An 11,321-nucleotide genomic window follows, 5' to 3' on the forward strand; every position below is an offset into this window, starting at 1 on the left:
ATGCGCTCACGGTTCTGATGCGCCAGCTTTTCGATGAGCTGATAGTCCTGCATCAGCAGCGGCCCGCGCGGCCCGGCGCTCAGGCTGTTCTGGTTGTCCGCCACCGGCGCGCCCGCGCTGGTGGTCATGATTTTACCGTGCATAACGGGGCACTTGCTCTCGCTCATCGTCTTGTCTTTCCTAAGCCTTTTGCCCTCTTTGGGACGTAGGGCGACTATGGCGAAGCTACGGGAATAAATGAAATAGATAGTCTTTGAATTTTGAATAAGAAAAACTTTGTAAGCGTGTCGTCCTGCTGACGGGAACTGGCAGGATAGATGCGGTGAATGGCAACCTCGCCACTGGACGTGGAATCGTTTTCGCCGCAAGAGACAGGACGCTTGTTCGATGCGTTGCATACATCCTCCCCTGCGAAGTGGGTGAATTTGAGGTATTTATGTCTGTTGCCAGCCTGATCCGTCTGTTGTCTCTGGCCGCCATCTGGGGCGGGTCGTTCCTGTTCATGCGCCTGAGCGTCGGGGCGCTGGGGCCGGTATGGCTGATCGCGATCCGCGTCCTGCTGGCGGCGGTGTTTCTGACCGGTGTGGGCGTAGCGACACGCAAAGCGTTGCAGATCAAAGGCTTTTATAAGTATTTCCTGATCCTTGGCCTGTTCAATTCGGCCGTGCCCTTTTTATTGTTCGCCTTTGCCGCCAAAACCCTGCCGGCGTCGATGCTGTCCATTCTCAATGCGCAGGCGCCCCTGTTCGGCGTGATCCTGTCGGCCGTGATGTCACGCGCATGGCCGCCTGTGAAGGTGATGGTCGGTCTGGCGCTCGGCGTTGCCGGGGTGAGCGTACTTGTCGGGCTTGATGCCGCGCATCTTAACGCGCAAAGCCTGCTGGCCATTGGCGCAGGGATGCTGGCCGCGCTGTGCTACGCCATTGCCTCGGTCTATGCGCGTCACGCGCCGCGCACACCCGATCCGTTGTCCAATGCCCACGGCGGCATGTGGGCTTCGGTCGTGCTGATTGCGCCCTTCGTACCGGTCTTTGCCCCCTCAACAGCGCAACTGGTGACGCTGACGCCTGTGGTCGCCGCCGGTGTTGTGGCGCTGGGCGTCGTGTGCAGCGGCATCGCCTACATGATCTATTTCCGCCTGATCAATGACATAGGCGCGGCCCCCGCCCTGACCGTCACCTTCCTGATTCCGGTCTTTGGCACGCTGTGGGGCTGGCTGTTCCTGCACGAGGCTGTGGGCCTGAGCACGCTGATCGGCGGGGCGCTTGTCCTGTGGGGTACGGCGCTGGTGGTCGGGTTCGACCCGCGCGCTCTTTTCAGGAAATCTCAGGCGACCTTGGAGTAACGGTTCGGCGCTTCGGATTGCCGCGCATAGGTATCGAAGGCGCAGGCGACATTGCGCGCCAGCATCTTCAGCGGCGAATGGAAGCGCACACGGCGGTCTTCGACGCTCACCAGACCCGCCGCCACAAAGTCGGACAGGCCGGCTATGTCAGCATCGAGATAATCCGCCGCATAACCGTAGCGTTCCAGTATGGCCGGGATATCGGCTTCGAAATAGCACATCAGGTCGCTGATCACCGCCTTGCGCAGCGTGTCATCGCCCTGATAGGCCCAGCCGCGCACCGTCGCCCAGTCACCAGCCATGAGCCGGTTCTGATAGGTGGTCGATTGCGGGATATTCTGCATGATACCGCCGTCCAGTTCCCCGATGGACGAGGCCCCCAGCCCCAGCAGGTAGTCATTGGGCAAGGTCGAATAGCCCATAAAGTTGCGGCGGAGCGTCCGCGCCTCAAACGCGTGCGACATCTCATCGTCTGGCTTGGCGAAGTGGTCGATGCCGATGGCGCGGTAGCCGTGCGACGTCAGATAATCCGACAGGCGCAGGAACATGGCCACCTTCTCTTCGGTGCCGGGCAGGCGGGCTTCGTCGATCAGGGTCTGGTGCTTCTTCACCCACGGCACATGGGCGTAGGAAAAGGCCGAGATGCGGTCGGGGTCCAGTTCGGACACGTGGGCGAGGGTGGTATCGAGGCTGTTCAAAGTCTGCCCCGGCAGGCCATAGACCAGATCAATGCCGATGCGATTGAGGCCATTGTCGCGCAGGTGGCCCATCACCGTCTTGACCTGCTCCAGCGGCTGGATGCGGTTGATGGCGGCCTGCACAACGGGATCGGTGTCCTGAATGCCGAGAGACACGCGGTTGAAGCCGAAGGCCGCATAGGCCTTGATCTTGCTGAGCGTAACGCGGCGCGGGTCCAGTTCGATGGCGATTTCGGCGTCGGGCCGCAGGTCGAAGGCCTCATGCAGGGCCTCAAAAAGGCGTCCCATATCGGCGGGTTTGAGCATGGAGGGCGAGCCCCCGCCGAAGTGCACGCTATGCACCGCCGGACGGAAGCCCAGATGCGCGCCGACCATCTGAATTTCGGCGACCAGCGCCCCGACATAGGCCTCGACCGGCGCGTATTTCAGCGTCGCGCGCGTATTACAGCCGCAGAAATGGCACATCTGCTCGCAGAAGGGGATGTGCAGATAGAGGGCAATGGGCTGATCCGGACGCAGGGACGACAGCCAGCCCTTGTAGGTCTCCGGCGTCAGGGCCCCGAAATGATGCGCCGATGGATAAGAGGTGTAGCGCGGGGCCTCACGCCCCATAAAGCGCATCACATCATGCTCTTGCCATGACTTATGAGCGAACGACTGAGTGGGAAATGAGGTGTCGGGCATGAGCAGCGTCCTGAAGCGGTACGCTCTGCTCTTACGCCCGTTTGCCCTTAGGCTTTATGTGGTCTTTCGTCGCACATCCGCCATTACCGCACCCCAAAGGGCAGATTTACGGCAGTTTGGCGCTGTCCATCGTCGCCAGCACGTCTTTCAGGCTGGCGTCGTAATAGTGTTCGGCCGGGGCGATATAGACGATGTAATAGCCCAGCCCGCCCTTGGAAGCGGCCTGCGCTACACCCCGCACGTTCAGCCCTTCGGCCGTCTTAGCCGTAATGTCGAAACGCACGGCGCGCTGACCGTTCAGATCGACAGGCTTGGGGGCCGAAGCCTCGACCTTCTGATAGTCGAGGGCCGCCAGCGCGTTGGTGACAAACTCGATCTGTTCCGGATAGGACATGTTGGCCTTACCACGCGGGGCAGGGGCGTTTTTGTTATCGCCCTTGACCGGGTGGACCATCAGCGGGTCGGCGGCGCTCAGCCCTTCGGAAACAAACAGGCGGTTGAGGCCGGGCCCGTCGATCGACAGGATTTTGACCTTCTTGGCGCGGCTGTAATAGAGCGGCGAGATGTCGGACCAGTCGCGGCTAAGGCTGACGCTGTATCCTGTGCCGACGGCCAGCGCCCCCTTGGGTGCCAGCGTCGCGCCGCCACAACCGGCCAGAAGCGCGGCGGCCAGTGTGGCGGCAGCGATGGTTTTCAGAGCGGTGAATTTACGCATGAGTGTCCCCCGATCATTCAGTTCTTGGCCGGCGCGGGCGGCGGCGCTGCGGGTGCAGGCGCCGTCTTCAGGCCGGTGAGCAGGTCTTCGACCATCCAGGCGTCTTGCGCCTGAGGATAGGTCCTGAGATAGGATTCGTAAGCCGCGATGGCGTCCTGCGTGCGGCCCATGCGGCGATAGACCTCACCCAGTTGCCGACGGGTTTCCGGCGGTGCATCGGGCAGGGCGGCGGCTTCGCTATAGGCATTGGCGGCGGCCAGCAGGTCCTGAGACCCCAGATTGTCCTTGGCCCTCAGGCGATAGGCCTCACCAGCATAGAAGCTGAGCAGGCCCCGATCAAGGCCGTCCTGCTGGAGTTCGCCGATCAGGAACAGGGTCTGGCCATAGTCCTGACGCCGCAGATCATCCCTCAGCCAGCGCCCAAGATAGGGGCGGATATGGGTGCGATAGGCGGCGCGCTTCTCTTTTTGCACCGCGTCGGAATCGCTTTTGACCTTAAACCCTTCGGCCTGCCGGCTGAGCGCATCGACGCGCTCGCTTTCCAGCGGGTGTGAACCGAAGACATTGATGCGTCCGCCGCGTTTGCGCGTGCGTTCATAGTCCGACGCCTTGGTCTCGTCGATCAGATAAGACCAGATGCGCACCGCGGCATAGGGATCGTAACCGGCCTTCAGCGCATAGGTGTTGCCAAAGCGGTCGGCCTCGCTCTCATTGTCGCGCGAATAGGCGAAGTAGGAGGCGATGGCCCCCAGATAGACCGCGTCGATCAGCCCACCCGTCAGGTTCGATATGTCGCGCGCCGCCGAATAGCTGCCCGCATTAGCGGCCGCCCCCGCGCCGATGATGGCAATGACCATGCCCGCAGCAGCGGCGGCGTTCTGGTTCGACTTGACCGTCTCAAACGCTTCGGTCGAGTGGTTGTGGCGATAGTGGGCAAATTCGTGCCCCAGAACAAACGCCACCTCGTCCTCGGTCTGGGCCCGCAGCAGAAGGCCGGTCCACACCTCGGTATAGCCGTTGGGGGCCATCGAGGCGTTGAAGAAGGGACGGTCCATCACATAGAGGCGCAGATCGCCTTGGTAGTCTCCGGCCACCCGGTCCAGCACGCTGCGGACATAAGCATTGAGCGCTTCATCGTGGTTGCGCTCCCCCGATGTGCGGGCGTCGCGTTCGGCCTTTTTCGTCTCTTCCCAGATGGAGAATTCCAGCGTTCCGGCGGCCGGAATCTGGCCCGGCTGGCGCTCCGGATATGTGTCGGCAGCCACCGCCGGTTGCGTCGCCGTCATCAGCAGCGCGCCGGTGAGAGCGGTAAGCGCGCGGCGCATCAGAGCGGCAGGTCCTTGAACAGCTTTTCGACCGCCGCCGTCGCCCCTTCGGCTTCGCGGATGTCGGTGCCCGACGCCACCATGTTAAACTGATACCACACGATCTGCCCCGTATCGAGATCGACCAGTGTGGATTGCAGGCCCTGACCCCCGAACTGCATCGGTCCGCCCAGCAGCGCCATGCCGACGTTCAGCGCCGCCTTGGCCGAGCTTTGATAGCTGCCCTTACAGGTGAGGAACAGAGCATAGCGCGGCGCCTTGTCCGCCATTGTGGCGGGGACCAGCGTGCGTGCGCCACTGCCCAGCGTCCAGTCGAAGGTGGTCTTGGTCGGCAGACGCAGCATAGGCACCTGCTGCCAGGCGATGGCCGAGACCACCTCATCGTTCAGTTTCAGTATCTGAAGGGCGCGCGGGTCTTCGTAGGTGTCGAGCGCCACTTCGCTGACGGCGTATTTCCTGGTCTTGAGGGCGGTGGTCAGGGCCGCCGACAGGTGCCCCTGCGCGGCCTTTGACCAGTCCGAACGCGGCTCCTGCACGCCGCCGGCGGTCAGCAGGGACAGGCTGACTTCGGGGGTGACGATCAGAAGCGGCGCGCCTTCGGCCGGTTTGTCGATCTTGACGAAGGACTTGATCGTCTGGGCCTGCGCCGCGACGGGGGCGACAACGCATGAGAACGCGCAGGTGGCCATAACGGCGGACACCGCCGCTGCGAAAAGTACTTTTTTCATCGAATCCCTCCCCCGAAGGCAAATAAAGCCCGCCCGGACAGGTTTCCGTGGCGAAACAAACCTGAACTTCAGGATTGCAGAGAGGGAAGCTAATCGAAAACGGATGCCCTCGCAAGAGGTCATCCGTTACGATAAAAACTTTCAACTACAAGGCGTTATTTTTGCAATGCGGCATCCAGTGCTTCGGCAAAGGCCTGCGGCTGATCGTACATGATGAAGTGACGGCTGTCCTTGATGCCGACAATAGTGAGGTTCGCCGTACCGTTATATTGCAGGGTATAGAAACCGGACGTTTGTTCCGCCGTGTAGGGCAGGGAGGCGTGGTGCGGCACAAGGACCGTCACCTCGGCGGTGATCTTTGAAAGCTCAGGGCGCAGGTCCATGGTCATGTCGTCATAGAAGGCCTGAGCCGAGACGCGGCGGTCGCTCAGCGCCGTCCACAGGGCGATGCGGCGCTGGTGACGTTCGGCATCCGTGGTGGCCGCCGCCAGAGCGGCACGGGCAGCGTCCTGCTGCGCCTTATAGGTGGCGTCATCGACCTTAAGCTGGGCGTCGCGCAACTGAGCGGCCTGCGGGGCGATCGTATCGACCGTGGCGACCGGGTTGAACAGCACGCCGATAAAGGGCAGGGCATCGACGACGACCAGCTTCGACAGGGCCTGCGGGTGCCGGGTGGCCAGCTTGAGCCCCATCAGCCCGCCCAGCGAATGACCCACCACAATGGGGTCTTTCAGCTTGTTTTGCACGATATAGGCGTTCAGCGCCTCAACGGACGGGGTGATGACCGGGCCCTGGGCATTGCCGCCGGCGGGCTCACCGGCAAAGCCCGCAATGTGCAGCAGGTGCAGGCGATAGCGACCTTTGAGGCGTTCGGCCGTGGCTTCCCACACCTCGCGGGAGCAGTTGAGGCCGGGGATGAGGATCAGGTCGGGACCTGTGCCCACCACCTCAACCGAAAAACGCGCCGTGGGGGCATCGGGGTAAAGGGTGGCGGATTTGGCGGCCGACAGGTTGGCGGCGAGGATGCCCAGGGCGACCACGACCCAAATGGCAAGGTGGTAGCGCGAAGGCTTTGCAATAAAGCGCTTGAACATAGGATTTCCTTTTCAGATCAGTTTCTTATTCGCCTGAGTTCAGGCGATGCGGATTTTCAAAAATCGCTTCGACGGCAAGGTCGAAAATGGCGGCGATGCGATAGGCCAGATCGAGCGACGGATCGTGTTTGTCGGACTCGATGGCGATAACGGCCTGCCGCGAGACATTGAGGCGGGCGGCCAGATCGGCCTGGGTCAGACCGGCCTCGGTGCGCAGGTCTTTCAGGCGGTTCTTCATTTGCTGCCCCGGATGAAGGGCGACGCCAGCCCGAAGCAGGCCCAGAACATCGGATAGACCAGATAGCGCTCGATCAACTGGGTTTCGGTGAAGTTCTCGATAAAGCCGATAACGGTGCTGAGGAACAGGGTCAGGCCCATGGCGATCAGGACGCGGCGGACCATCATGGCGCGGATAAACTCATCCGAACGTTCGATAAAGCGCAGGAAGGTAACGATGGTCCCGCCGATGGGCAGGGCGGGCAGGACGGCCAGTGCGTACAGCAGCGGACCGGTCGGGTGATTGGCCTTGATATACAGGATCGCGCCGATGAGCAGGCCGGCATAGAGCGCCATCCAGATCAGCATCTGGATCGTGTATTCGGCGGCGGGTGTTTTCAGGTTCATGGGTGTCGTCCTTGGCGAAAGGGAAAGGACATCGGGCCGGATGTAAGGTTAAGCTTACATCGCAAAAATGTAATGTCAACCTGACATGAGAAAAAATGTCAGGTTTGCATTACATGCCAATCTGTCGCGCTTGTTGATTTGCGAACGTTGTGATATTGGGTACTGACCAGTCAGTCAGTAGGGCCCATGTCCGACCTTTTGCCCAAGAAAAGAGTGCGTCTGTCGCCCGATGTGCGCCGCGACGCCCTGTTGCAGGCGGCGCACGACCTGTTCAGCCGCCACGGCTTTGCCGATACCCGCATGGACGATGTGGCGGCGGCGGCGGGCGTGTCCAAGGGCACGGTCTATCTCTATTTCCCGACCAAGGAAGCGCTGTTCGAAGCCCTGTTGCGCCGGGACGTCCTGCCGCGCGTCGGACGCATCCTGTTTGTGCTCAACCATTATAACGGCCCGGTGGGCTGGCTATTGAAGCGGGTGGCGCACTTTATCGGTGGCAAGATCGACGCGGGGACTGTGCCCCTCTATCCCAAGCTGCTGGTGCGCGAAGCCTCGCGCTTTCCCGAACTGGCGCGCTTTTATCATGAAGAGGTGATCACGCCGGTTCTGGGGGCGCTCGAAGACCTGTTCCGACGCGCCATAAGCCGCGGCGAACTGGGGGGCGGGGACGCGAAATTCTACGCCCACCTGTTTATCGCTCCGATGGTCAAGGCGGCCCTGTGGTACTTTACCTTCGGTGAGATCAGCGCCCCGGCGGTCAGGGCGCGCCCCTATCTGAAGGCCCATGTCGAGACGTTTCTGAGAGGAGTGAGGCCATGAGCCGTCGCTACGCGCTTTTGTGTCTGCCGCTAGTGCTAAACGCCTGCACGCGCGAAGAGGCCGGGCACTATACGGGCTATGTCGAGGCGCAGTCGGTGGCGGTGGCCGCGCCGCAGTCCGGTTGGCTGACGCAGGTCTATGTCGATGACGGGGCGGCGGTCAGTGCAGGCCAGCCCCTGTTTACGCTCGATGCGACGCAGCAGCAGCAGGCTTTAACCGGCGCCGAGAGCCAGAAACGGGCCGCGGAAGCGACGGCGAACGATCTCAGCAAGGGGGCGCGCGAGGTGGATATCGCGCCCCTGCTGAAAGAGCGCGATCAGGCGCGCGCTTCGCTCGATCTCGCCCGTTCCGAAGAGGCGCGCTACGCCAGGCTGGCGCCGCAGGGCTATGTCTCTCAGGCCAAACTCGATCAGCTTCGGGCGACGCGGCAGGCGGCCGAGGCCAATGTCGCCGCCATTGAGCGCACTATCGAGGCGCGGCGGCAGGCAGCGCGCACGGATCAACTGGCCGCCGCGCAGGCTCAGGCGCAGGCCGCCGGGGCTGAGGCGGCTCAGGCGCAATGGGTGCTGGACGAACGGGCGGTGAAGGCGCGCCTCAGTGGGCAGGTCGAGCGGCGTCTGCACGAGGCCGGGGAATTTGTCGCGGCCGGGACGCCGGTGCTGAGCGTCTATCCCAAAGGGCGAGAATTTGTGCGCTTTTACGTGCCGCAGGGCGATTTGCCCAAAGTCAAGGTCGGGCAGACGGTTCGGGTGTCCTGCGACGGTTGTCAGGCGCAGACGGCGAAGGTGCGCTACGTGTCGCCAGAGGCCGAGTTCACACCGCCGGTCATCTATTCGGTGCGCGAGCGCAAGAAGCTGGTCTTTCTGATCGAGGCGACGCCGCAAAAGCCCGACGCGCTCAAGGCCGGTCAGCCGGTGGATGTGGCGTTATGAGGGGAGTAATTTCATACGCCCCCAGCGTGCTGGGGGAGGTGGATTTGACGCCCGAAGGGCGGCAAAGACGGTGGGGGGCGGCCCACCCTCCGGTCTATCGAACGGGTTCCTCCGTAAGCCGGGGAGGATAAAGGATGACCGACCTTGCCATTGACGTGCACGGCCTGACCAAGCGCTTTGGTGATCGCGTGGCAGTCGATAATGTCGCCATCCGTATGCCGAAAGGGCACGTCTGGGGTTTTCTGGGGCCGAATGGTTCCGGAAAAACGACAACTATCCGTATGTTATGCGGACTTCTTAAACCAGATGCGGGGCAGGGCACCTGCCTCGGCTACGACCTCATCGCCGACAGCCGTCAGATCAAGCGGCAGGTCGGTTACATGACGCAGAAATTCTCCTTCTGGGAAGACCTGTCGATCCGCGAAAATCTGGAGTTCGTGGCGCGGCTTTATGAGCTTAGGAATATAAAACAAGTCGTTGATCAGACGCTGGAAACCTTGGGCCTGAGCAGTCGTCAGAAACAACTGGCCGGGACGCTTTCGGGCGGCTGGAAGCAGAGGCTGGCGCTGGCCGCCTGTACCCTGCACAACCCCGCCATGCTGCTGCTGGATGAGCCGACAGCCGGCGTTGATCCACAGGCGCGCCGTGACTTCTGGGACCAGATTCACCGGCTGGCAGCCGAAGGCCTGACCGTGCTGGTTTCGACCCACTATATGGACGAGGCCGAGCGCTGCGACGAAATCGTCTATATCGCCTATGGCCAGTTGATGACGCAGGGGCCGGTGAGCCGTATCATCGACGAGAGCGGTCTGCACACCTGGGTGGCCGAAGGGCCCGGTGTGCGGGCGCTGGCCGACCGTCTGCGCGGCCGCGACGGGGCCGAACACGTGGCCTATTTCGGCTCGGCCCTGCACGTGTCCGACAGCGATGCCGCCAAACTCGACGCCCTGATCGCCAGCGAAGGCGGGGCAGGCACGCAGTGGCGACGCGAACGCCCCAGCCTTGAGGATGTCTTCATTCATTTAATGAGTCAGGCGGAGGACAGGTCATGAAAAAAGACTCTGTGTTTGCCGCTCCGCCTTCCCATTCCAGGTTTTGTCCGTTTTTCCTCACGGAAAAAGCGGACGGGGCGGAGGATAAATCATGATCGCCCCGCTGAAACGCATCCTCGCCATACTGGCCAAGGAATTTATCCAGATGCGGCGCGACCGCATGACCTTCGGCATGATGATCATGGTGCCGATTATCCAACTGACCCTGTTCGGTTTTGCCATCAATTCCGACCCGCGCCACCTACCGACCGCCGTCTATCTGGAGGAAACTAGCCCTGCCGTGCGGTCCATCGTCGCCGCCATGCAGCAATCGACCTATTTCGACATCAAAAAGCAGGTGTTCGACCCGGCGGAAGCCGATCGTTTGCTGCAAAACGGCGAAGTGGCCTTTGTTGTCGAGGTGCCATCGGGCTTTACGCGCAGCCTGCTGCGTGGTGACCGGCCGCAACTGCTGCTGTCGGCGGACGCCTCTGACCCCTCGGCGGCTTCCGGGGCGGTGGGGCAGATGAACGAGATTGTGCGAAGGGCCATCAATGAGGGTTTGGGGCGCGGTTGGTCCAGTCTGCAAGGGCAGCAACCCTTTGTTGATGTGGTGGTCCATCGCCGCTACAACCCCGAAGGCATCACCCAGTACAATATCGTGCCGGGGCTTCTGGGGGTCATCCTGACCATGACCATGATCATGATCACCTCCATGGCCATGACGCGCGAGCGCGAACGCGGCACGTTGGAAAACCTGCTGGCCATGCCGGCGCGTCCGTGGGAGGTGATGGTGGGCAAGATCACCCCCTATGTCGGGGTGGGGCTGATCCAGACCGGTATAGTCTTGCTGGCTTCGACCTTCGTATTTGGCGTGCCGTTTTTGGGCTCGCCGTGGCTGCTTCTGGCCTGTGTCGGCCTGTTTATCATCGCCAATCTGGCCGTCGGTTTCACCTTCTCAACCATTGCCCGCACCCAGATGCAAGCCATGCAGATGACCTTCTTCTTCTTCCTGCCGTCGATCCTGTTGTCGGGCTTTATGTTCCCCTTTCGCGGTATGCCCGACTGGGCGCAGTGGATCGGCTCGGTCTTCCCGTTGACGCATTTCCTGCGTGCCGTGCGGGGCATTATGCTCAAAGGCGCCGATGTCGCCGCCGTGTGGCACAATATCTGGCCGCTGTTGGTTTTCATCACGGTCGCCAGCTTTATCGCGCTGAAGCGTTATCGGGTGACGCTGGACTAGGCCGTAAACTCATAAATTGGGTTTTCAAGCTGGCTTATGCGTGATTCAAGGCTTCCACTGATTTGGAGGCCTTTTTCATGACCCGT

General features: G+C 61.8%; 13 protein-coding genes. 5 read left to right on the forward strand and 8 right to left on the reverse strand.

From position 1 onward, the window contains the following. Window positions 1-167: catalase (locus LDL37_RS16025; protein WP_366509249.1), on the reverse strand; the 167-nt coding region annotated here is incomplete at its 3' end. Window positions 168-436: 269 nt separating this feature from the next. Here LDL37_RS16025 and LDL37_RS16030 point away from each other — a divergent pair. Continuing rightward, window positions 437-1,345, forward strand: a complete 909-nt coding sequence (locus tag LDL37_RS16030) for a DMT family transporter (protein ID WP_290799861.1) — start codon at window positions 437-439, stop codon at window positions 1,343-1,345. Here the strand turns inward: LDL37_RS16030 and hemN are convergent. From hemN to LDL37_RS16065, 7 genes are all read right to left on the reverse strand, one after another. Next, a complete protein-coding gene (gene hemN, locus LDL37_RS16035; RefSeq protein WP_290799881.1) occupies window positions 1,327-2,664 on the reverse strand; it encodes an oxygen-independent coproporphyrinogen III oxidase in 1,338 nt (445 codons plus the stop codon). The genes LDL37_RS16030 and hemN overlap by 19 nt on opposite strands. A gap of 169 nt (window positions 2,665-2,833) precedes the next feature. Beyond that, window positions 2,834-3,442, reverse strand: coding sequence for a hypothetical protein (locus LDL37_RS16040; RefSeq protein ID WP_290799863.1), 609 nt, complete (start codon window positions 3,440-3,442; stop codon window positions 2,834-2,836). Window positions 3,443-3,459: 17 nt separating this feature from the next. After that, complete coding sequence (locus tag LDL37_RS16045; protein WP_290799865.1) at window positions 3,460-4,767, reverse strand: M48 family metallopeptidase; 1,308 nt, start codon at window positions 4,765-4,767, stop codon at window positions 3,460-3,462. Beyond that, entirely contained in the window at window positions 4,767-5,495 is a 729-nt protein-coding gene (locus tag LDL37_RS16050) for a hypothetical protein (RefSeq protein ID WP_290799867.1), read from the reverse strand. The genes LDL37_RS16045 and LDL37_RS16050 overlap by 1 nt, the downstream gene beginning before the upstream one ends. A gap of 155 nt (window positions 5,496-5,650) precedes the next feature. Then, window positions 5,651-6,589 carry an alpha/beta hydrolase gene (locus tag LDL37_RS16055; RefSeq protein ID WP_290799869.1) on the reverse strand — a complete coding sequence of 313 codons (939 nt, stop codon included), beginning with the start codon at window positions 6,587-6,589 and terminating at the stop codon, window positions 5,651-5,653. Window positions 6,590-6,614: 25 nt separating this feature from the next. Continuing rightward, window positions 6,615-6,827: a helix-turn-helix transcriptional regulator gene (locus tag LDL37_RS16060; RefSeq protein ID WP_013478946.1), complete on the reverse strand. Its 213-nt coding sequence runs from the start codon at window positions 6,825-6,827 to the stop codon at window positions 6,615-6,617. Further along, entirely contained in the window at window positions 6,824-7,213 is a 390-nt protein-coding gene (locus LDL37_RS16065) for a hypothetical protein (RefSeq protein WP_290799872.1), read from the reverse strand. The genes LDL37_RS16060 and LDL37_RS16065 overlap by 4 nt, the downstream gene beginning before the upstream one ends. Window positions 7,214-7,399: 186 nt before the next feature. On the opposite strand from LDL37_RS16065, the gene LDL37_RS16070 reads away from it, so the two are divergent. The 4 genes from LDL37_RS16070 to LDL37_RS16085 all read left to right on the forward strand — a co-directional run bounded on the left by LDL37_RS16070 (window position 7,400) and on the right by LDL37_RS16085 (window position 11,235). Continuing rightward, window positions 7,400-8,029 (forward strand): TetR/AcrR family transcriptional regulator, encoded by a 630-nt coding sequence (locus LDL37_RS16070; RefSeq protein ID WP_290799873.1) that lies wholly within the window; start codon window positions 7,400-7,402, stop codon window positions 8,027-8,029. Continuing rightward, window positions 8,026-8,961 (forward strand): HlyD family efflux transporter periplasmic adaptor subunit, encoded by a 936-nt coding sequence (locus LDL37_RS16075; protein WP_290799874.1) that lies wholly within the window; start codon window positions 8,026-8,028, stop codon window positions 8,959-8,961. The genes LDL37_RS16070 and LDL37_RS16075 overlap by 4 nt, the downstream gene beginning before the upstream one ends. Before the next feature lie 134 nt (window positions 8,962-9,095). Next, entirely contained in the window at window positions 9,096-10,013 is a 918-nt protein-coding gene (locus LDL37_RS16080; protein WP_290799876.1) for an ABC transporter ATP-binding protein, read from the forward strand. A 91-nt stretch (window positions 10,014-10,104) separates the two neighbouring features. Further along, window positions 10,105-11,235 (forward strand): ABC transporter permease, encoded by a 1,131-nt coding sequence (locus LDL37_RS16085; protein ID WP_290799877.1) that lies wholly within the window; start codon window positions 10,105-10,107, stop codon window positions 11,233-11,235. Window positions 11,236-11,321: the final 86 nt, after the last annotated feature.

The organism is Asticcacaulis sp., from assembly GCF_020217185.1.
GTDB lineage: Bacteria > Pseudomonadota > Alphaproteobacteria > Caulobacterales > Caulobacteraceae > Asticcacaulis.

Coding starts and splice junctions, on each gene's coding strand:
- LDL37_RS16065 (WP_290799872.1), bottom strand. CDS start 7,213: ATGAACCTGAAAACACCCGCCGCCGAATACACGATCCAGATGCTGATC.
- LDL37_RS16070 (WP_290799873.1), top strand. CDS start 7,400: ATGTCCGACCTTTTGCCCAAGAAAAGAGTGCGTCTGTCGCCCGATGTG.
- LDL37_RS16060 (WP_013478946.1), bottom strand. CDS start 6,827: ATGAAGAACCGCCTGAAAGACCTGCGCACCGAGGCCGGTCTGACCCAG.
- LDL37_RS16030 (WP_290799861.1), top strand. CDS start 437: ATGTCTGTTGCCAGCCTGATCCGTCTGTTGTCTCTGGCCGCCATCTGG.
- LDL37_RS16050 (WP_290799867.1), bottom strand. CDS start 5,495: ATGAAAAAAGTACTTTTCGCAGCGGCGGTGTCCGCCGTTATGGCCACC.
- LDL37_RS16045 (WP_290799865.1), bottom strand. CDS start 4,767: ATGCGCCGCGCGCTTACCGCTCTCACCGGCGCGCTGCTGATGACGGCG.
- LDL37_RS16055 (WP_290799869.1), bottom strand. CDS start 6,589: ATGTTCAAGCGCTTTATTGCAAAGCCTTCGCGCTACCACCTTGCCATT.
- LDL37_RS16075 (WP_290799874.1), top strand. CDS start 8,026: ATGAGCCGTCGCTACGCGCTTTTGTGTCTGCCGCTAGTGCTAAACGCC.
- LDL37_RS16040 (WP_290799863.1), bottom strand. CDS start 3,442: ATGCGTAAATTCACCGCTCTGAAAACCATCGCTGCCGCCACACTGGCC.
- hemN (WP_290799881.1), bottom strand. CDS start 2,664: ATGCGCTTTATGGGGCGTGAGGCCCCGCGCTACACCTCTTATCCATCG.
- LDL37_RS16080 (WP_290799876.1), top strand. CDS start 9,096: ATGACCGACCTTGCCATTGACGTGCACGGCCTGACCAAGCGCTTTGGT.
- LDL37_RS16085 (WP_290799877.1), top strand. CDS start 10,105: ATGATCGCCCCGCTGAAACGCATCCTCGCCATACTGGCCAAGGAATTT.